This window comes from Staphylococcus sp. HMSC036D05 (genome assembly GCF_001836225.1).
GTDB lineage: Bacteria > Bacillota > Bacilli > Staphylococcales > Staphylococcaceae > Staphylococcus > Staphylococcus caprae.
In genome coordinates this window covers 456,176-475,682 of record NZ_KV827773.1, presented here as the reverse complement: position 1 = coordinate 475,682, position 19,507 = coordinate 456,176, and the positions used below count along the sequence as shown (strand labels likewise).

Genomic DNA, 19,507 nt, shown 5'->3' with positions numbered 1-19,507 from the left:
TTTTGATGGCCTTGCCATTCTGCACCATCTTCCCAAATTTCTTTCTTCCATATTGGTACAATTTCTTTAATACGTTCAATCGCATATTCATTTGCACGATACGCATCTTTTCTATGTGGTGAAGAAACTGCAATGAGTACAGCAATATCTGAGATATTCAATGGTCCAATACGATGGACAATTGTAGTAATTGTTCCAGGCCATTGTTGCTGAATTTCATCACCAATTTGCGCTAATTTCTTCTCTGCCATAGGAATATAAGCTTCATATTCTAGATATTTTGTGCGCACACCTTTTGTCCATTCTCTAACATGACCTGTGAAAACGACAACTGCACCTTGATGCTCATTGACTGTGTACTCTCTATATTGCTCAGTTTGAATCGGTTCAGTCACGATTTCAAATTGCTTCATTTATCTTTCAATCCTTCTATAATTAATCAATTCTAACAATGCTGTTTCAAAATGTTTATAGGCATTCGGCTCATTCAAATTCACTTTAAAACGTACATGCGTTAATTTTGATAATTTTTCTAATTCCTTATCATCTTTGTATACAACAATTTTGTCGTAATGTTCATTTTTAAATCCTTCAACCAAGATGATATTACAATCAATTGTAACAGATTCGTTAATAATATCAGTAAGATTCTGTTTATAGCAACGTGTCACTGTCTGTTGATACGTAGCACCTTGAACAATGCTTTGGTCAGCGCCTGCATTGAAATGTTTCATATGGTCTACACTATCATTTTGCAAGGTAATATCTTCACCTTGATGTCCATGATGCTTAATCGTTACAACTGTATATCCTTTTTCCTTTAAAAATGAAACCGCATGTGCCATTAAAGTCGTCTTGCCAGAATTTTTAAAACCGACAATTTGTAAAATCATAACAACAGTTCCTCTTCAAAGGCATTGGATTCCGTCAGTAACACATCAACAGTATGACCGGCTTTAAATCCACGCGTACCTCCTGGCAACATAATCATCGCATTCGCATGCGCAATCGCAACAACAGCACCTGATTTATTAAAACCTGAAGGGACTACTGTCGCACCTGCTGGAGTTAACGTCGCTTTCGCACGAATGAAACGCGTAAACGGATTCGCTTTAGTAAAATCTTCCATTAATGTCGCTTTAATCATTTGAGGATAACACGCTTTTGCACCCATGATTTTATTCACAGCAGGTTTAACGTAAAGTTCAAATCCTGTAAAACATGCTGAAGGATTACCAGATAGTCCAAATAAATACTGACCATTTGCAAATGCTACAGTTGTTACACTGCCAGGTCTCTGAGCGACTTTATTAAATAAGACATCAGCGTTGATTGCTTTATAAATCTCTGGTAAATAGTCAAAATCACCTACTGAAACACCGCCAGTAGTAATCACCATATCATGTTGTGACAACGCTTCTTTAACAACTTGAATGCTACTTTCAAGATCATCTTGTTGGATTTTATATGCGCCGACCTCTAAACCAAAACTTTCAGCTAACGCCTTAATCATAGGCCCATTCGAATTCCTAATTTTACCAGGTTCAAGTTCATCTTCTACTTCAAGTAACTCACTACCAGTAGCAATAACTGCAACACTCGGTTTCATTGCTACTGGTACTTCTGTATAACCATAAGTTGCTAATACGGCAATAGTTCCCGGATTGATATGTTGACCTTTTTGTAAGACAATGTCACCTGTCGTCGTTTCTTCCCCTTTTAATGATACATTTTCAAAATGTTCAAATGGTTTACGTATCGTAAATGTTGTTTCAGATTCAACGGTTTGTTCAAACATTACGACAGCATCCGCGCCTTCAGGTATTTGTGCACCTGTCATAATACGGACTGCTTGATTCTTCCCAATTTTCTTATCAGAAACTGATCCAGCACCGATATGATCTATTACTTCGAATTCAATACGATGTTCACCACTTGCGCCTTTAGAGTCTTCACTACGAATCGCAAAGCCATCATATGGTGATTTATTAAAGCGAGGTATATCATATGTCGCCACGATATCTTCAGCTAATACATATCCTAAGCTATCATCTAATTTTACTTGAGTTTTACGTACTTCTACATTTTGCTTCATCACTCGTGAAATAGCTTCTTTTACTGGTATTGGGGTTCTTTTCTCAACTGACATATTTTCATCTCCAAAAAATAAATATTTTCGTGATATACTAAGTTCTGCTAGGAGGTATATAATGACTGACTTTACACACATTAACAAACAAGGTAATGCTAAGATGGTTGATGTTTCTGAAAAGGAAGTGACCAAACGTCAAGCTCGTGCTCATTCAAGCATTACTGTAAATGAAATCATTTATCAACAAATTATCGATAATACAAATAAGAAAGGTAATGTACTGAATACAGCCCAGATTGCTGGAATCATGGCAGCTAAAAACACGTCTACGATTATTCCAATGTGCCATCCTTTACCATTAACAGGTATTGATGTGCAATTTGAATGGGATACCACTCAAGCACCTTCTTATGTTCTTAATATTACTGCCATTGTTTCAACCACTGGTAAAACAGGTGTTGAAATGGAAGCCTTAACAGCAGCTTCAGCGACAGCTTTAACTGTCTATGATATGACGAAAGCTGTTGATAAAGGCATGATTATTGGTGAAACATACTTAGAATCTAAATCCGGTGGCAAATCCGGAGATTACAAAAGAAACGACTAGTCTTTACGCTAGTTGTTTCCTTCATATTATTTAGTCAATTCATGCACAAGATGATTAAGTTCTGGCTTAATTAATCTTTCTATCGCAAGTTTAACCGCACCTGTGGAACCTGGCAACGCAAAGATAAGTTTATCTTTAGCAGTTCCTCCAATTGCACGTGATAATAGTGAACGTGTGCCTACATCTTCTGTATAACTTAAATATCGGAATAACTCTCCAAAGCCTTCTAATTCTTTAGTTAACAACGGTCGTATTGCTTCAATCGTAACATCCCTTTGAGAAATGCCAGTCCCACCTGTAGTAATAATGGCGTCAATTTCTTCATGTTCATCTAACCATTGCTTAAGTTGTAAAGTAATTGCATTTTTATCATCTTTAACAATTTTATAATTATCTTTCTCCACGGTTACGTTAATCTCTTTTAAAAGAGATTGTACCAATTGACCACCTTTATCAGTCTCTTCATCTCTTGTGTCAGAAATGGTTAGAACAGCTACATTAATATTTCTTTCTAATTTAACATGTTCGTGTTGATGATTGTGCATCATATTCAACTCCTTATTTTATCCAAATAATTGATTAATTAATTGCATAGCGTTTTGAGGATGCGTCATTTCATGAATCAGGAATCTGCCTCCATTAAAAGCAACAATGCGATGTCCTCTAAATTTGAAAATCGTCATATAATTGTTGGTACGATAATGAATTTGATGTTGCTCAAGAAAAGCAATGAGCATTTCCTGGGAAATATTACGATTCTCATATTGAACTGTATCACGACCACACAATGTCGCATAACTTTGTTTCTCTTGGTTTAAATGTGGATAGTACGGATGATGACCACACGTAGGACAATCCTCTCGATACATTTTACTAAACCCAATTGTGAAGTGATCGCCTTCCCAAATATCTCCATAAGTTAAACGCGTTTTGATTTCATTTTGGGTAAGTAATTTTAAAGCATCTTTTAATTGTAAACTTGTAGTCATTGTAACTGCGGGTTGAATCACACCCACTGTGTCACAAGTTAAATTGACTGAAGGAAGCTGTGGCATAAGGCAATTAAAGCATGGCGTTTGCCCAGGTATAAATGTTGCCTCTACATACGTACTTTGAACTACTCCACCATAAATCCATGGTATACCGTATTTATACGAGAAATCATTAATCAATTGTCTTGTATCAAAGTTATCTGTCGCATCGAGAATAAAGTTCACATCTTTACCATGCTTCTCTAGAAATTGATAATTCACATGTTCAATTAATGCATGAATTTCAATATCATTCCTAATATGTGTGAGTGCACGTTGTGCAGCAATCACCTTTGGCAAAGCTTCTCTTGCATCATTTTCCGTGTATAAGGTTTGTCTTTGTAAATTACTATATTCAATATAATCTCTATCTACTATAGTTAATTTACCAATACCTGCTCTCACTAAACCTTCAGCAAGATGCGTACCTAGTGCCCCCATCCCGATAATCAGCACATGTTGTTGTTCGATTTTCTCTTGGCCTCTATTACCGATATGTTTAAACAACATTTGTCTCGAATAACGTTCTTGATTCATATGAGTTACCCTTTCATTTATCATTGTTTCCATTATATAAGCTATCTTGATAAGTCACAAAATTTAAACACTAAAAGAGGTCGGAACAAAAGTGTTTAGGATTTGAGCAGAAACGAACAATGAGCAAAATTGTTTCTCAAATTTTGTCGAATTGTGAGTGTTACTGCCGAAAACCTTGCTTTTGGGACGCCGTTAATCGGTGTCGCAGAAGCGTAAACTTTAAAGTTCCCAACCTCTTATATTTATAATTATTTACTTTCCAATATTAATGATTTCGTGTGCCATCTTTTCAGCTTCATAGTTTGAGTGCGTAACAAATATAATAGGTATCTTCCATTCATTAAATATCTTTTGAACAAGTTCAATACTCTCTTCTTTTGTTGCATCATCCAAACTTGAAAAGGGCTCATCGAGTAGAATTAAATCTGGCTTCGTACTCAGTGATCGCGCTAAAGCTACACGTTGCGCTTCACCGCCAGACAATGTCATCGGGTACTGATTCATCAAGTGACCGATGTTGAGCGTTTGTATTAAATTATCAATATGTTCAGATGGTTCAGCCATAAAAGTAATATTTTTATAAACACTCATATTAGGGAATAATTGATAATCTTGAAATAGGTAGCCCACGTGACGTTGTTGAATTTTGACATTGATTTTATGCTCCGAATCAGTCAACACACGTTCATTCACCTTAATATAAGCATAATCTGCTTCTCTCAAACCAGCAATCATATTTAATACTGTAGTCTTCCCAATTCCAGATGGTCCACGAATAGCGTAAATCTTAGGGACATGATCATCGATATCGACATGGATTTGTGTGTCCTTTAACAAGTATTCTAATTGAGTTCTTAACATCTAATCGACCTCCCTATATTTATCCCGATTAACTAAATTAATTGTAGCAATCACTGTTATAGAGAAAGCGACTAGTACAAGTACCCAGAGCCAAGCTTCATTTTCTTTACCTTGTTCAACTAAGAAATAGATTTCAAGAGGCAATGTATTCGTCTTATTAGGAATATAACCTGCCACCATTAATGTTGCACCGAATTCCCCAATGGCACGTGCAAAGCTCATCATTATACCAGATAAAATTGAACGTTTAGATAAAGGTAAAATTAATTTAAAAAATATTTTAGATTCACTCGCTCCCATCGTTCGTGCAGTATTCAACATCTTTCTATCAATACTTCTAAAGCCACCAATTGTATGTTGATACATAAGTGGAAAACTAACAATGACAGATGCAATAACTGCACCTGTCAATGTGAACACTACGGGTAAGTGTAAAATATTTGTAAAGAATTGACCTATAGGTCCTCTTGTTGAGAATACAATTAATAATATAAAACCTAGTACCGTTGGTGGTAGCACAATAGGTAATATAATAAAACTTTCAAGGATTTTCACCCAATGCCCTTTCTTATTGTATAACCATTTAGAAATAAGAATCCCTAGTATTGTAACAATAATTGTACTGATTATTGCAACACGTAAAGATATCCAAAATGACGTTAAATCAGGCATGGTTTATAACTCCTTATGCTGAGAATTGGTATTCTTTAAGAATTTTTTTAGCTTTGTCAGATTTTAAGAATTTCATCCACTCTTTAGCTAATTTCTTATCTGAAGTTGCGCCAGCTTCATACACAATTGGTTTACTTAATTGAACTTGTTTAATTTCTTTTACTTTATCAGTTTTTTTCTTTTGATTGTATAAGTCAGTTTTATAAACGAAGCCTTCTTGCGCGTTACCTTTTTCTACATAGTTAAGAACTTGTTTAACATCTTTAGCATAGATAATTTTATCTTTAACTGAATCATATAATTTGTTGTCATCTAAGTATTGTTTAGCATATTTACCTGCAGGCACAGTTTTAACTTCGCCTAATGCAAGTTTGTCATTACCTTTTAAATCTTTAACTGATTGATAGTTTTTATCTTTATCGCCTACAAGCACTAATTTGTTTTTAGCATAGTTGTATGTATCGTGTGCTTTCTTTTTATCTTTTAATGCATCGACATCTTTTGTATTAGCTGACATAAATACGTCTACAGGTGCGCCTGTTTCTATTTGTTGTCTTAATGCACCAGAACCACCGTAGTTAAATTTAATGTTTGCATCTTTATGGTCTTTTTTAAATTCTTTCTCAAGTGCTTTACTTACGTCTGTTAAGCTCGCTGCTGCAGAAATTTGTAATTCTTGTTTTTTACCATTGTCAGACGAACTAGATTCTTTTTTATCGCCATCTTTATTGCTGTTACTAGAATTAGAGCATCCTGCTAATACTAAGCACACTGCAATAATTAAAGCTAAAATGTGTTTACTTTTCATGAATAAATCCCTCCACTCTGTTTTTATTATACTCTTTTGTTTTACTTTGAAAAGGATATTTATGTAAAAGTTATTGAACAAATTCGTAATAATTAATGAATGCTAAGCTAATTTATTTAATAACATTTTTAGCAATATAAACCTATAAACAAAAGAATTTAAATTTCCAACATTTAGTTTTATGATTATATTATGACTAAAGTGGGGGCACAATATTATGAATAAAGACGTATCAACTGACCAATCAATTGTGCGTTATGAGAATGGTGAATTATTTGAAATAGAAGATAATTACGTAACAGAATTCCCATTAACAATTATGGTCAATGGCGAAGAGTTCGCTACCGTTATTTGTAGTCCTACAAATATGGAAGAACTTGTTCTAGGATTTTTAGCTTCTGAGGGCGCTATTTTAAAAAGAGATGAATTAAAATCAATACAAATTGACGATAGTAAAGGGTTTGCACATGTCGAATTAACAAAATCATTAGGCGATCGTTTTGAATATTCAACTAAAAGAATGATTGCTTCATGTTGCGGAAAAAGCCGTGAATTTTATTTTCATAATGATGCAGCCATTGCAAAAACGTCAATGTCAAAAATCGAATTACAACCACAACAAATTCTAAGAATGATGACACAACTTCAAAGTGCAAGTGTGATATTCAAACAAACCGGTGGACTTCATAATGCTGCAATCAGTGATGGAGATACATTCTTTGAACATAGGCAGGACATTGGACGTCATAATGCGCTAGATAAACTATACGGATATTGTATACAAAGACATATTTCAGTTAGAAATAAAGTACTTATATTTAGCGGGCGTATTTCTTCAGAAATTTTAATCAAAGCTGCCAAAATAGGTGTTGGAGTGATTCTATCTAAATCTGCACCAACTACGCTTGCTGTGCAATTAGCTAAAGATTTAAATATTACCGCAATTGGTTTCATTCGTGATGGTAATTTCAACATATATAGTCATCCAGAACGTATTAAAGCGAATTAGATTGGGAACATACATTCCTTTTCTAATTCGCTTTTTATTTAAATATTTTCTTTTAAAATTTGATACCGATAACCAAGAAACGTATAACCTTGTTTAAGATACATATCCTTGGCAGTATCTTCTCCATCTGCGACAAGTATAACGGGTTTCTTTTCAGCCAACTCACCTATATAAGCTTGTATCGTTGAACCAACCCCTTGATGACGATAGGTTTCTAGTACACCAAAGCCATCAATTTCAATTGATTTCATTGAAACAATCAAATCCACGATGCCAACAGGTTGTTGGTTAATATATGCGATAAGTCTTTGTGGAATATCGTTCTCATAATAAGCTCTTATATGTTGTGCACTTGCAATGGCGTATGATTCACCAAACGGTTGAGCAAAGTATTGATAAATTTTTAAATAATCCTCAATATTTTGTTCAGAGACATGCCGAATCTCTACTTGCTGATTCTGTGGCAATTTCGATAAATCTTCGCCCTCTACAACATATAATTCCATTAATCCTAGCTCAAACCCTCGCTCTTGAATGAAATTCATCCATTGCTGAGTGAGTGGTTCATTTTCCGGAAAGTAAAACGAAAGATGTTTCGAGCCCTGTTGAGTATGAAGCCGTTGCTGCACCTTGATATCTTCTAACCATTGATTCATAGAAGGCATCACCTTGTAAAACCAAGTATTACTCGAAAATTGTAATGGTTGATTCGAAGTTAAATAAATGACTTTGCGTTGATCTTCAGACCACTTTGTACCATCGACATAGATATCTTCAAACGTTATCCGTGACATACTTATCGCCTCTGCAAATATTTCTAAAATTGATTACCCTTATTGTATCAGACTTCTAAATCGTGTGTGATTTAAAACTGTGGCACCAATTAAACTAGCAATAATTGCTTTAATGATATCCCCTGGCATAAATGTAAATGACAATAAAATTGCCTTAGAAACCGGTATATGTATAATGAATCCCATAATAATGGTACCGAAAATATCTAATACTAATACGCCAATGATTAACGTAGCTACTAGAAGTACGCCAAAATTAATTTTCCCAAAATAGCGATCTCTTACTAAGCCTATAAAATAGGCAATAAATGGATACAAGAATAAGAATCCAGCTGAAGGACCAGCAAAGACACCAATACCTCCGCGTCCTCCTGATAATACTGGTAACCCAGTTGCAGCTAATAGTAAAAATACGATGACACTGGTAGCTCCCAACTTACGTCCTAAAATAATTCCTGCTAAAAAGATCCCAATATTTTGCAATACGATAGGCACTGGCATAAATGGTAAGGGTATACCAGGAACCAATCCTAAAATGCAAATAATTGCCGTCATTAAAGCTGTATAAACTAAGTGTTTCGTAGTCATTTGTTCATCCTCCTTACATGAGAATGATTATATCATCATTGTAAACTTTAATAAATAAAAAGTTTACATTAGTTAACTGGTCTTTTTCTTCTTTATAAAAATGCTTAATCACTATACTCGTTTAGCAAGCTGTGAAATATAGTCGAAAAACGCATTTCTTTCTACGTAGTTAACTACATTCACTTTGCGCCCATTTTCATCTTTATAAGTTTTACCTTGACTAGGACCATGGCTTATAACCTCTACATTCATTTTCACTGATTTAACGAGTTTAGGTTTACCTACATAAGCTGTTGTAAGTACGTCCCATAAAAAGTAGGTTGAGTTCGTTACGAAATGTGTTAATGGAGGCACGGCAGCATAACTTACCCCTAGAAAATCTATACCTACATGTTCTCTCTCATCAGCCCAACGTTGACGTACATCTAAGGTTAATGGCACCTGATTTGTACTTTCGAGAGCGACCATATCAATCTTAATCTTACTATCGAAAACCGTTTTCACCGCTTCAGGGTCCCAGAATGCATTCCATTCTGCAGTTCCATCGTGTTCTGGTTCTTCTACATTACCTTTATCTAAAAATGTACCGCCCATCCAAACTAATTTTTCAACATTCGCTAAAAAGGCGTCGTTGTGACGAATTGCTTTGGCTAAATCTGTAAGCGGACCAGTAAATAATAATGTCACTTTTTTAGAGCTCATATTAACCTTTTGAATAATATCTTCATACGCTTCATAATCACTGACTTTAGCACGGTTAGGCGTACGTGTTTCATTCAAAATTGGTAGTGCATCCATAAAGAATGCATGCATTCTCCATTCTTTCGGGAAAGGATTCTTACCTCTTTCGTGTGAGGGGGCAACTTGAATACCTTTATTTGAAAATCTATTTATAATTTTAATAGATGCGCTAAGTGAAGGTTCTAGATAACAATCCGCTCCAATAGTACTCACACCAATCAGATCCACATCTTCCATTTGGAGTAATAAAAATAAAGAAATTAAGTCGTCTACGCCACCATCATGGTTAAAATAAACGTTAGTCATCATTCTTCCTCCTCTATTCTTTTAATTTATTTTAACAAATTTTAATTATGTTGATTTTAAAAAAGAGGCTACCTTTTATCGGCAACCTCTTCCATTTACTCAATTGATATTCGTTAATTCCCTTTTATTTTGCATCCATTAATTTTTTCTTCAAGTCTTTACGCATGAAGTCTAAAGTATATGGATCATTATACCAATACGTCTCAGCTTTAACTTTTATAACATGGCCTTTTTTCACTGCTGGTAAGTTTTTCCAAATATTTGTTTTCTCATAACCTGGAGTAGACTTACCTGCACTTGTTGAAACAATGTAATCACCAGCAACTTTTTCAATTTGCTCTTGATTTACTTCAGCCCAACCCGCTTTTTTAGTTAAGTCATGTTGGCCTTTAGACATTTTCAGACCAAATGCTTGGTATAAGACTTCGCCACCGCGGCCCCAGTTATCTCCGTAAGTATATAATTTTTTATCAAATTCATCGAAGATTGAGACTGTAGAATCAGCACCAATTTTGTTTTTGATTTCTTTGCCATCTTTAGCTGTTTGATCTTTCCACTGTTTTTCCCATTTTTTAACTTCGTCCTCTTTACCTAATAATTTACCTAATTCTTCTTGTTGTTCTAAATATTTATGTTTTTGGTAATTAAATGGTACTGTAGCTGCGATTTTTTTGTATTTTTTAATATTTTTATTTTGATCTAAAACAATGATTAAGTCAGGTTTTTGTTTAGCTACCTTTTCTACATCATCGTCTCCCACTTTAGTTACACCTTTGAATTTATCTTTTAAGATACTACTTTGGTCAACTTGATTACTTACTGCGACAACATTTCCGCCTAATTTTTTAATTCCACCAGCGTATGAAGGTGCCACTACTGCAATACGCTTAGGATTTTTAGGCACTTTAATTGTTTTGCCGTCATCCGTTTTGTATGACTTTGTTTCTGCTTTTTTATCTGAATCCTTTGACCCACTACCTGAATTGTTACCACATGCGGCTAATACTAGGATTAACGCAATCAAAGGTAATAATAATTTTTTCATAACTTCCTCCTAAATGATAACGATTATCAATTTCACGATTAATTATACGTAAATATTTGTAGTTTTACAATAGTTTGTTAAGTAAATATTTTTGGAAAATTAAAAAGAGACTAAGCTACAATTAATAATCTTAGTCTCCTTTAACATATTGGCAGTAGATTCACATTTAAAAGTGCACTTATATCAAGCTTCGTTCAATCTTAAACATTCCTTACATCTTACCTGTAATACTTTTAGCTATATTCGTATAGGCCATATCTTCCATTGGAGGATTGTGTAGCCCCGCACGCATATCTCTATAATATCGTTGTAAGGGTCGATCCATTTCTAAACTTTTAGCACCAACAATTCTCATTGCCAAATCAATCACTTCTAGTCCTTGATTCATCACCATCACTTTACTCGCAGAGGTTACATTCCATATCTGAGCATCTTCTTCATATAATTGATACCCATGTGCAGTACTCCACAAGAAATGTCTTGCTGATAGTAATAAACTTTCCATTTTTCCTAAATTTTGTTGGACAGTAGGTAAATCTGCAATTGTTCCCTCGATGCTATTTGGACTATAATTTTTCGCAAAATGAACAGCATAATCACGAGCGGCCTGTGCGATACCTAAATAACAACTCGGAATATGAAGAATCCAGCCATTCGGTTGAGGTTTACGTCCAGCTTCAACAAAGTATTCTGTTGGTACATGAACATCATTCAATACAAGATCATGACTTTCAGTTGCACGCATACCAACCATATTCCAGTTATCAGCAACCTCTACACCTGCATATTCTCGAGGAACTAAGAAGAATCCAACTGAATCAATCTCTTCAACATACGCACCAACAATATAGTGCGTTAATGCCTTACTCATTGATGTAAAAGTTTTAACCCCATTTAATACGTAACCATCGTTAACTTTAACCGCATGTGTACCTGGGCGACCACCTCTTGTTGGACTTCCTGTTTCGGCTTCACTTACTGCTCGATTTACAAGTGCACCATTGACTACTTCTTTAGCAAATGCATCAAGCATTCGTTGATCCCACATATGTTGCTCATATAATTGGCCCACCACACTTAAGTGCCAACCTATCGATAAAGCAGTAGCACCATCTATGGCACCTAAATAACTTTGAAGAATAACCATATCTTCAATGGTTGCCCCTTCGCCTCCATAGGCTTTCGGTAATGTTAGTTTTGTATAGCCTTCTTGAATAAGCCATTCGATATTTTCATATGGAAATTGCGCTTTTTCATCGTTTTCAGTAGCGCGTTCTTTAAATACATCTTCCACTTCTTTAAATTTTTGAATCCACCGCTTTTGAATTTCTGTGCGTACTAGAAATGACTGTACCACAACTCTCACCTCGAATATTCATAATTACATCCCTTTAATTATTCCTAGTTTAACACTCGACTTTTATATATGGAAGTCAACTGACATCGAAAATGATTCAAATGTAAAGAAAGTAGTAACATAAGCATACGTATAAACAATCTCACTATGAGCAGATGTCATATGAATTGCTAAAAGTATCAAGGATAAAAAATTAATCGCAATCTAAAAGCTCCTAAAATGAATGTTTAATCAATCCATTTAGGAGCTCATTTTATATCATTTATTTTATTTTAAATTTAAAAATTCTTTTTCTGTATGCATATATGATTATCACTTTTTATAAAAACAAATGCGACACCTTATGCACGATTTTTCATACCAGCAAATAACATGATCCATGTAGCTAAAATAAATGGCATGGTAAGTGCAGGTAATCCAAACGGTTCTAATAACGTATTTAATCCTAAATGGATAAAGACTGTTAAAACAATGCCAAGCACTGTTGCTAAATATGCGTTCATTGTAGATTTAAAAGTGACTCCTAAAGCAATCGCTGTTAAAACTAAATTGTAGCCGAACAAGCCCTCATTAATATCGCTATAATTACCACCTAACAATCCTACAATTAAGAAACCAATAATATTAGCAACAATTGATAAGATAGCTGCCTTTATTGAGCCTATAAAAATTCCAATTATAATCAACAAGCCGCCTATCACGCTTGGCACAAGAAATATTTGGCTAAATCCTTCAGTTAAAGATTGGAAAAATTGTATTGTTTCATTCCCCGTATCAAACGATGTTTTCTTAATATGGCTAGGGATGATATCAAGTTGTGTATTTAACGATTTAACTTGACCAGGTATCAACACAGTAATCCATGTCATCATCACAAAAGGTGATGTTAACATCGCTATACCATAAGGCTTTAACAATTCTCTAATAGCCGAACCTACTGGTAGCGTCAAAATGGTTGCAATTAAAGTAATCACTAAGCCACTCAAATTATGATTAAGGAAAAGTGTGAGCGCTACAGCTGTTAAAACAGGACTAAAACCTGCGAGACCATTGTCAATCTCATCTTGTGAATAATTCATGTATGGAGCCAAAATAAATGAGATAGCACTAGCGATGAGTGCACTTAAACCAACTTGCCAATTTGCTACAAACAAACCAATTAATACAAACAATCCGGTCCACTTATTATTAATTAATAAAACTTGAGAGATATTCTTTAACATAATACTAATTGTTTTCAATTCTTTCACCTTTATTCTTAAAATTTAAAAGCATTTTCTAGCATATTCATAAAATGCTTCTGATATTAATAATACTTTTTCTAATAGAACTTTTTTAAACATTAGATAAATTTTATATTTATTGGTAAATATATACTAAGTTTAAACCATCTTTATATAAATAACCAAAATTTTCTTCTCGTTTTACTTGTTAATTTAATTAAATCGTCTTAATATTAATTTTGCAAGGCAAATTTTTTGAAAGAAGGGATTATTTTGCACTTTACACAACGAGAGCAAGACAAGTTAATGATAGTTGTGGCTGCAGAAGTCGCTCGTCGCAGAAAAGCACGAGGCCTTAAACTTAATCATCCTGAAGCGCTCGCTTTAATTAGTGATGAACTACTAGAAGGAGCACGTGATGGTAAAACTGTTGCTGAACTTATGAGCTATGGAAAAACGATTTTAAATGAAGAAGATGTCATGGATGGCGTTGCAAGTATGATTAAAGAAATAGAAATCGAAGCAACATTCCCAGATGGAACTAAATTAATTACTGTCCATCATCCAATAGTTTAAGGAGGACAAAAATGATTCCTGGAGAAATTAAAGTTAAAAATACTGAAATAGAAATAAATAAGCATCATCCTGAAACAGTCTTAGAAGTTAAGAATACTGGTGACCGACCTATTCAAGTTGGTTCACACTTCCATTTTTTCGAAGCTAATCAGGCATTAAAATTTGATCGTGAAAAAGCTTACGGTAAACATTTAGATATTCCTGCCGGTGCTGCGGTAAGATTTGAACCCGGTGATGAAAAAGAAATTCAACTCGTTGAATTTTCTGGACGTCGCAAAATTTATGGATTCCGTGGTTTAGTTAATGGAGATATAGATGAAGAACGCGTATATCGCCCTACTGGTAAGGAAGATGAAAATGCTGGTGTCTTCGGGGATGAAGGCGAGCAAAACGCAAATAAAAAAGGTGGTAAGTAATCATGAGTTTTAAAATGACACAATCTCAATATACAAGTTTATACGGTCCAACCGTTGGAGATTCAGTGAGATTAGGTGATACAAACCTTTTTGCACAAGTTGAAAAAGATTATGCCAATTATGGAGATGAAGCTACTTTCGGTGGTGGTAAATCTATCAGAGATGGTATGGCTCAAAACCCTAACGTCACTCGAGACGATAAAAATGTTGCGGATTTAGTACTTACCAATGCACTTATTATTGATTATGACAAAATTGTCAAAGCAGACATTGGCGTTAAGAATGGTTACATTTTCAAAATTGGTAAAGCTGGAAACCCTGACATTATGGATAACGTAGATATTATTATTGGTTCTACTACAGATGTCATTGCAGCAGAAGGTAAAATCGTTACTGCTGGTGGTATTGATACACATGTTCACTTTATTAATCCTGAACAAGCGGAAGTTGCGCTTGAAAGTGGTATCACAACTCATATTGGTGGAGGAACTGGTGCCTCTGAAGGTGCAAAAGCTACTACTGTAACACCTGGACCATGGCATATTCACCGTATGTTAGAAGCCGCTGAAGAATTACCTATTAATGTAGGATTTACTGGTAAAGGTCAAGCCGTTAACCACACTGCTTTAATCGAACAGATTCATGCAGGTGTTATTGGTCTTAAAGTACACGAAGACTGGGGAGCTACGCCTTCAGCATTAAGTCATGCATTAGATGTTGCAGATGAATTTGATATTCAAATCGCATTACACGCAGATACGCTAAATGAAGCAGGATTTATGGAAGATACGATGGAAGCTGTTAAAGATCGAGTACTTCACATGTATCACACTGAAGGTGCTGGCGGTGGACACGCACCAGACTTAATTAAATCCGCTTCTTACCCTAATATTCTACCGTCATCTACGAACCCTACCCTACCTTACACACAAAATACTGTCGATGAACATTTAGATATGGTTATGATTACACACCACTTAAATGCTTCTATACCTGAAGATATTGCATTCGCAGATTCTCGTATACGTAAGGAAACAATTGCAGCAGAAGACGTACTCCAAGACATGGGTGTCTTCAGTATGATTAGTTCAGACTCTCAAGCAATGGGACGTGTTGGCGAAGTTATCCTTCGTACTTGGCAAGTTGCACACCGTATGAAAGCACAACGTGGCTTCCTTGAAGGAGATTCAGAATATAATGATAACAATCGTATTAAACGTTATATTGCGAAATATACTATCAACCCAGCGATTACTCATGGTATTTCTGAATACGTAGGTTCTGTTGAAGCTGGTAAATTTGCAGACCTTGTAATGTGGGAACCTGCTTTCTTTGGGGTTAAACCTGAACTTATCGTTAAAGGCGGTCTTATCAATTCAGCGGTTAATGGTGATGCAAACGGCTCTATTCCAACTTCTGAACCTCAAAAATATCGTAAAATGTACGGTCAATATGGCGGAAATATTACACATACAGCAATGACTTTCGTTTCTAATACTGCTTATGAAAATGGTATCTACCGTCAATTAAATTTAAAACGTATGGTTCGTCCCGTTAAAAACATTCGTAATCTGTCTAAAGCAGATATGAAAAACAACAATGCTACACCTAAATTAGATGTAGATCCGCAAACTTATGAAGTATTTGTTGATGGTGAAAAAATCACCAGTGAGGCGGCAACAGAATTACCACTTACTCAAAGATACTTCTTATTCTAGGAGGCATACACAAATGATTATTGAAGAAATTCAAGGCAACATTGCAAACTTATCTCCAGAAGAAAAGCAAAAGCACGTTGAAAAAGTTTACTTAGAAAATTCTGATTTAGTTAAACGCATCCAACGTGTTACAACTGATCATGGCAATGAAATCGGTATTCGTTTAAAACAACCTATCGATCTGCAATATGGAGATATTTTATTTCAAGACGATAAGAATATGATTATTGTCGACGTTAACTCTGAAGATTTACTAGTTATTAAACCTAGAAATCTTAAAGAAATGGGAGATATCGCACATCAACTTGGTAACCGTCATCTCCCTGCTCAATTTACAGAAACTGAAATGTTAGTTCAATATGACTATCTCGTAGAAGATTTATTAAAACAACTAGGCATCCCTTATAGCCACGAAGATAGAAAGGTAAATCAAGCCTTTAGACATATAGGACATTCTCATGATTGATCATCAAAAATTGAGATTATTTCAGTTCTGTGATTCACAATTTCCAACCGGTGCGTTTAGTCACTCATTTGGACTTGAAACATATATACAACGAGAAACAGTCAATGATGCTGAATCATTTACACGTTGGTTAAAACTATTCCTAAATGAACAATTAACGTATGCTGATGGCTTAGCCATGAGAATCGTATATGACGCATTAGAAAATAATAACGAGAGCAAAATACTAGAAATCGATCAAAAAATTTTCGTACAAAGTTTACCTAAAGAAACACGTGTGGGTACCAAACAGATGGGTACACGTATGGTTAAATTAGCATTGGAACTTTACGATGCGACTTGGATTCATTGGTATCATGATCAGATGAAACTTAAAAAAGCGAAATTGCACCCTGCGATTTGCTTTACCATGTTAGGACATCACCTAGGTCTCGATATCAATACGATTATCGATTACTATTTATATCAAAATGTTTCAAGTCTAACGCAAAATGCTGTAAGAGCTATTCCTCTCGGACAAACAGCTGGACAAAAAGTAGTCAAAGAAATGATTCCATATATTGAAAAAACACGTGATCACATTATAGATTTAGAAGAATCTAACTTTGGCATGACCGCTCCAGGTCTAGAACTTAATCAAATGGAACATGAAAATGTTAATGTAAGAATATTTATTTCATAGGAGGCCAAATTATGGCAGAACCAATCAAAATTGGAATTGGCGGACCTGTAGGTGCAGGTAAAACTCAATTAATTGAAAAAGTCGTTAAACGTCTATCAAAAGATATGAGTATCGGTGTTATTACAAATGATATTTATACTAAAGAGGACGAAAAAATATTAGTCAATACGGGCGTATTACCTGAAGATAGAATTATTGGTGTAGAAACGGGTGGATGCCCACATACTGCTATTCGTGAAGATGCTTCTATGAATTTTGCAGCAATTGATGAATTATTAGAACGTAACGATGATATAGAACTCATTTTTATTGAATCAGGTGGCGATAATTTAGCTGCTACATTCAGTCCTGAACTTGTTGATTTTTCAATTTATATCATCGATGTTGCGCAAGGCGAAAAAATTCCACGTAAAGGTGGTCAAGGGATGATTAAATCTGATTTCTTCATTATTAATAAAACAGATTTAGCACCATATGTAGGCGCATCTTTAAATCAAATGGCTGAAGATACTAAAGTTTTCCGCGGTAATCGACCTTTCGCTTTCACTAATTTGAAAACAGACGAAGGTTTAGACGAAGTAATTGAATGGATTGAACGAGATACACTACTTAAAGGGTTAGCATAATGACACAATCTAAATGGACAGGAGAACTTGACTTAACAGTATTTCATAACGGTAAACGTTCAGTTGCACGAGATATATTTTTCGAGAAAGCACTGAAAGTCATTCGTCCTGTCTATCTTAATCAATCTACAATTCCAACCTTTTACATTGTAAATGTAGGTGGCGGATATTTAGACGGCGACCGATATCGTTTAAATATAAATCTTGAAGAAAATGCACAAGTCACACTCACATCACAAGGTGCAACTAAAATTTATAAAACTTTGAATGACCGTGTGGAACAATATCAGACATTCAATTTAGAGAATGATTCATATATGGAATTTGTGGCAGATCCTATTATTGCTTATGAAAATGCTAAATTCTATCAACATAATACCTTTAATTTGAAAAGTGGAAGTTCAATGTTTTACACAGATATTTTGACACCTGGTTATTCTTCCAACGACCAAGACTTTACCTATAAATATATGCATTTAGTGAATGAAATATATATGGATGGTGAATTAGTCACATTTGACAATATGTTATTAAATCCTGAGAAGAATCAAATCGACTCAATGGGTTATATGGAAGATTATACACATCTAGGTTCAGCGTATTTCGTTCATCCTGATGTCAATCAGAACTTTATAGATGACATTTATGACACGATTTCTCATTTTGAAAAGGAAATGGATTGTAGATTAGGCATGTCTCAATTACCTACTCACGGTCTTGCTATCAGAATACTCGCGCACCGCACTCAAGCAATTGAAAAGATATTAACACATGTTCAATCCTTCATTGCACAAAGACTTTATCATCGTCAACTTGATTTTTTAAGAAAATACTAAATAATTTTGTTCAATTTAAAAAGACTAGGTACACTATATTGGTAGTATACCTAGTCTTTTTTAGAAATCTTCATCTTAAAACACACATGAAACTTCAGTTCTCTAGTATTATTAAATATATTTTTCTAATTCTGCAATTAACTTTTTAATTTTCTCTCGTTGTTCTGCTGTTACAAATACAATAACTGTTCTTTCATCATGCACGCTTCGCTTTTTTGATAGTAAATTCAAGTCTTTTAACTTTTGTAATGCTTTCGTTAAATAGTACGGTTTAAATTCTGAACATGTAGCAATTTCTTTTGAAGATATTTCGTTAGATTCACTTTTTAAAATGTGATTAAGAATATAAATTTCTTCATAATTTAAATTATACTGCTTTTTAGTATCTCTAAAAAATTTCTTCACTTGAAATGTAGCATTGACCAAATCATTGATGTCTTTTATTTTTCCCATTTTAAAACCACTCCTCTGATGCACATCTTGTTGTAGAAAGGTTCACATGTATTTTATCTAATC

The 19,507-nt window shown here is 34.6% G+C and carries 24 protein-coding genes; 9 read left to right on the top strand and 15 right to left on the bottom strand.

All coding sequences use genetic code 11. The features are described from left to right. The 3 genes from HMPREF2580_RS02790 to glp form a co-directional block, all read right to left on the bottom strand. Positions 1–413, bottom strand: a 413-nt coding sequence (locus HMPREF2580_RS02790; protein ID WP_070830335.1) for a molybdenum cofactor biosynthesis protein MoaE, incomplete at its 3' end; no start/stop codon positions are given. Beyond that, positions 414–893: a molybdopterin-guanine dinucleotide biosynthesis protein B gene (mobB, locus tag HMPREF2580_RS02785; RefSeq protein ID WP_070830334.1), complete on the bottom strand. Its 480-nt coding sequence runs from the start codon at positions 891–893 to the stop codon at positions 414–416. Continuing rightward, positions 890–2,149 carry a molybdopterin molybdotransferase MoeA gene (gene glp / locus HMPREF2580_RS02780; RefSeq protein WP_070830333.1) on the bottom strand — a complete coding sequence of 420 codons (1,260 nt, stop codon included), beginning with the start codon at positions 2,147–2,149 and terminating at the stop codon, positions 890–892. The genes mobB and glp overlap by 4 nt, the downstream gene beginning before the upstream one ends. Positions 2,150–2,210: 61 nt before the next feature. Between glp and moaC the strand changes: the two genes are divergently transcribed. After that, a complete protein-coding gene (moaC, locus tag HMPREF2580_RS02775) occupies positions 2,211–2,699 on the top strand; it encodes a cyclic pyranopterin monophosphate synthase MoaC (protein WP_070830332.1) in 489 nt (162 codons plus the stop codon). Positions 2,700–2,725: 26 nt separating this feature from the next. Here moaC and HMPREF2580_RS02770 read toward each other — a convergent pair whose 3' ends face one another. The 5 genes from HMPREF2580_RS02770 to modA form a co-directional block, all read right to left on the bottom strand. Beyond that, complete coding sequence (locus HMPREF2580_RS02770) at positions 2,726–3,244, bottom strand: MogA/MoaB family molybdenum cofactor biosynthesis protein (protein ID WP_070830331.1); 519 nt, start codon at positions 3,242–3,244, stop codon at positions 2,726–2,728. An 18-nt stretch (positions 3,245–3,262) separates the two neighbouring features. After that, positions 3,263–4,267, bottom strand: a complete 1,005-nt coding sequence (locus HMPREF2580_RS02765; protein WP_070830330.1) for a ThiF family adenylyltransferase — start codon at positions 4,265–4,267, stop codon at positions 3,263–3,265. 252 nt (positions 4,268–4,519) lie between these two features. Continuing rightward, positions 4,520–5,128, bottom strand: coding sequence for an ATP-binding cassette domain-containing protein (locus tag HMPREF2580_RS02760; RefSeq protein WP_070830329.1), 609 nt, complete (start codon positions 5,126–5,128; stop codon positions 4,520–4,522). Continuing rightward, entirely contained in the window at positions 5,129–5,800 is a 672-nt protein-coding gene (gene modB, locus HMPREF2580_RS02755; protein ID WP_002443804.1) for a molybdate ABC transporter permease subunit, read from the bottom strand. Positions 5,801–5,813: 13 nt separating this feature from the next. Beyond that, positions 5,814–6,608, bottom strand: coding sequence for a molybdate ABC transporter substrate-binding protein (modA, locus tag HMPREF2580_RS02750; RefSeq protein WP_070830328.1), 795 nt, complete (start codon positions 6,606–6,608; stop codon positions 5,814–5,816). Positions 6,609–6,825: 217 nt separating this feature from the next. Here modA and fdhD point away from each other — a divergent pair, with 217 nt between their 5' ends. Next, entirely contained in the window at positions 6,826–7,617 is a 792-nt protein-coding gene (fdhD, locus tag HMPREF2580_RS02745; RefSeq protein ID WP_070830327.1) for a formate dehydrogenase accessory sulfurtransferase FdhD, read from the top strand. 38 nt (positions 7,618–7,655) lie between these two features. On the opposite strand, the gene HMPREF2580_RS02740 is transcribed toward fdhD, so the two are convergent. The 6 genes from HMPREF2580_RS02740 to yut all read right to left on the bottom strand — a co-directional run bounded on the left by HMPREF2580_RS02740 (position 7,656) and on the right by yut (position 13,689). Next, positions 7,656–8,411, bottom strand: coding sequence for a GNAT family N-acetyltransferase (locus tag HMPREF2580_RS02740; protein ID WP_070830326.1), 756 nt, complete (start codon positions 8,409–8,411; stop codon positions 7,656–7,658). 39 nt (positions 8,412–8,450) lie between these two features. Then, entirely contained in the window at positions 8,451–8,999 is a 549-nt protein-coding gene (locus HMPREF2580_RS02735) for a biotin transporter BioY (protein WP_070830325.1), read from the bottom strand. A gap of 111 nt (positions 9,000–9,110) precedes the next feature. Beyond that, complete coding sequence (locus HMPREF2580_RS02730) at positions 9,111–10,049, bottom strand: nucleoside hydrolase (protein WP_141756842.1); 939 nt, start codon at positions 10,047–10,049, stop codon at positions 9,111–9,113. Positions 10,050–10,170: 121 nt separating this feature from the next. Then, entirely contained in the window at positions 10,171–11,091 is a 921-nt protein-coding gene (locus HMPREF2580_RS02725; RefSeq protein ID WP_070830323.1) for an ABC transporter substrate-binding protein, read from the bottom strand. A 211-nt stretch (positions 11,092–11,302) separates the two neighbouring features. Beyond that, entirely contained in the window at positions 11,303–12,448 is a 1,146-nt protein-coding gene (locus tag HMPREF2580_RS02720) for an acyl-CoA dehydrogenase family protein (protein WP_070830322.1), read from the bottom strand. Between the two features lie 341 nt (positions 12,449–12,789). Beyond that, a complete protein-coding gene (gene yut / locus HMPREF2580_RS02715; RefSeq protein WP_070830321.1) occupies positions 12,790–13,689 on the bottom strand; it encodes an urea transporter in 900 nt (299 codons plus the stop codon). Between the two features lie 255 nt (positions 13,690–13,944). Here yut and HMPREF2580_RS02710 point away from each other — a divergent pair, with 255 nt between their 5' ends. From HMPREF2580_RS02710 to HMPREF2580_RS02680, 7 genes are read left to right on the top strand one after another with little or no spacing between them, the layout of a single operon-like run. Next, a complete protein-coding gene (locus HMPREF2580_RS02710) occupies positions 13,945–14,247 on the top strand; it encodes an urease subunit gamma (RefSeq protein WP_037541599.1) in 303 nt (100 codons plus the stop codon). An 11-nt stretch (positions 14,248–14,258) separates the two neighbouring features. After that, positions 14,259–14,663 carry an urease subunit beta gene (locus tag HMPREF2580_RS02705; RefSeq protein ID WP_070830320.1) on the top strand — a complete coding sequence of 135 codons (405 nt, stop codon included), beginning with the start codon at positions 14,259–14,261 and terminating at the stop codon, positions 14,661–14,663. A gap of 2 nt (positions 14,664–14,665) precedes the next feature. Continuing rightward, on the top strand, positions 14,666–16,381 hold the full coding sequence (ureC, locus tag HMPREF2580_RS02700; RefSeq protein ID WP_070830319.1) for an urease subunit alpha: 1,716 nt from the start codon (positions 14,666–14,668) through the stop codon (positions 16,379–16,381). A gap of 13 nt (positions 16,382–16,394) precedes the next feature. Continuing rightward, positions 16,395–16,847, top strand: coding sequence for an urease accessory protein UreE (ureE, locus tag HMPREF2580_RS02695; RefSeq protein ID WP_002443831.1), 453 nt, complete (start codon positions 16,395–16,397; stop codon positions 16,845–16,847). Continuing rightward, the gene (locus HMPREF2580_RS02690; RefSeq protein WP_070830318.1) at positions 16,840–17,529 is read left to right on the top strand and encodes an urease accessory protein UreF; all 690 of its coding nucleotides are present in this window, start codon (positions 16,840–16,842) and stop codon (positions 17,527–17,529) included. Before ureE ends, HMPREF2580_RS02690 begins: the two co-directional genes overlap by 8 nt. An 11-nt stretch (positions 17,530–17,540) precedes the next feature. Next, positions 17,541–18,155, top strand: coding sequence for an urease accessory protein UreG (gene ureG / locus HMPREF2580_RS02685; RefSeq protein WP_002443835.1), 615 nt, complete (start codon positions 17,541–17,543; stop codon positions 18,153–18,155). Then, the gene (locus tag HMPREF2580_RS02680; protein ID WP_070830317.1) at positions 18,155–18,991 is read left to right on the top strand and encodes an urease accessory protein UreD; all 837 of its coding nucleotides are present in this window, start codon (positions 18,155–18,157) and stop codon (positions 18,989–18,991) included. The genes ureG and HMPREF2580_RS02680 overlap by 1 nt, the downstream gene beginning before the upstream one ends. A gap of 111 nt (positions 18,992–19,102) precedes the next feature. Here HMPREF2580_RS02680 and HMPREF2580_RS02675 read toward each other — a convergent pair whose 3' ends face one another. Next, positions 19,103–19,444 carry a SarA family transcriptional regulator gene (locus tag HMPREF2580_RS02675; protein WP_037541600.1) on the bottom strand — a complete coding sequence of 114 codons (342 nt, stop codon included), beginning with the start codon at positions 19,442–19,444 and terminating at the stop codon, positions 19,103–19,105. Positions 19,445–19,507: the final 63 nt, after the last annotated feature.

What these genes read in the sequence shown, in the direction of transcription:
- mobB (WP_070830334.1), bottom strand. Translation starts at nt 893, where the DNA reads ATGATTTTACAAATTGTCGGTTTTAAAAATTCTGGCAAGACGACTTTA.
- glp (WP_070830333.1), bottom strand. Translation starts at nt 2,149, where the DNA reads ATGTCAGTTGAGAAAAGAACCCCAATACCAGTAAAAGAAGCTATTTCA.
- moaC (WP_070830332.1), top strand. Translation starts at nt 2,211, where the DNA reads ATGACTGACTTTACACACATTAACAAACAAGGTAATGCTAAGATGGTT.
- HMPREF2580_RS02770 (WP_070830331.1), bottom strand. Translation starts at nt 3,244, where the DNA reads ATGCACAATCATCAACACGAACATGTTAAATTAGAAAGAAATATTAAT.
- HMPREF2580_RS02765 (WP_070830330.1), bottom strand. Translation starts at nt 4,267, where the DNA reads ATGAATCAAGAACGTTATTCGAGACAAATGTTGTTTAAACATATCGGT.
- HMPREF2580_RS02760 (WP_070830329.1), bottom strand. Translation starts at nt 5,128, where the DNA reads ATGTTAAGAACTCAATTAGAATACTTGTTAAAGGACACACAAATCCAT.
- modB (WP_002443804.1), bottom strand. Translation starts at nt 5,800, where the DNA reads ATGCCTGATTTAACGTCATTTTGGATATCTTTACGTGTTGCAATAATC.
- modA (WP_070830328.1), bottom strand. Translation starts at nt 6,608, where the DNA reads ATGAAAAGTAAACACATTTTAGCTTTAATTATTGCAGTGTGCTTAGTA.
- fdhD (WP_070830327.1), top strand. Translation starts at nt 6,826, where the DNA reads ATGAATAAAGACGTATCAACTGACCAATCAATTGTGCGTTATGAGAAT.
- HMPREF2580_RS02740 (WP_070830326.1), bottom strand. Translation starts at nt 8,411, where the DNA reads ATGTCACGGATAACGTTTGAAGATATCTATGTCGATGGTACAAAGTGG.
- HMPREF2580_RS02735 (WP_070830325.1), bottom strand. Translation starts at nt 8,999, where the DNA reads ATGACTACGAAACACTTAGTTTATACAGCTTTAATGACGGCAATTATT.
- HMPREF2580_RS02730 (WP_141756842.1), bottom strand. Translation starts at nt 10,049, where the DNA reads ATGATGACTAACGTTTATTTTAACCATGATGGTGGCGTAGACGACTTA.
- HMPREF2580_RS02725 (WP_070830323.1), bottom strand. Translation starts at nt 11,091, where the DNA reads ATGAAAAAATTATTATTACCTTTGATTGCGTTAATCCTAGTATTAGCC.
- HMPREF2580_RS02705 (WP_070830320.1), top strand. Translation starts at nt 14,259, where the DNA reads ATGATTCCTGGAGAAATTAAAGTTAAAAATACTGAAATAGAAATAAAT.
- ureC (WP_070830319.1), top strand. Translation starts at nt 14,666, where the DNA reads ATGAGTTTTAAAATGACACAATCTCAATATACAAGTTTATACGGTCCA.
- ureE (WP_002443831.1), top strand. Translation starts at nt 16,395, where the DNA reads ATGATTATTGAAGAAATTCAAGGCAACATTGCAAACTTATCTCCAGAA.
- HMPREF2580_RS02690 (WP_070830318.1), top strand. Translation starts at nt 16,840, where the DNA reads ATGATTGATCATCAAAAATTGAGATTATTTCAGTTCTGTGATTCACAA.
- ureG (WP_002443835.1), top strand. Translation starts at nt 17,541, where the DNA reads ATGGCAGAACCAATCAAAATTGGAATTGGCGGACCTGTAGGTGCAGGT.
- HMPREF2580_RS02680 (WP_070830317.1), top strand. Translation starts at nt 18,155, where the DNA reads ATGACACAATCTAAATGGACAGGAGAACTTGACTTAACAGTATTTCAT.
- HMPREF2580_RS02675 (WP_037541600.1), bottom strand. Translation starts at nt 19,444, where the DNA reads ATGGGAAAAATAAAAGACATCAATGATTTGGTCAATGCTACATTTCAA.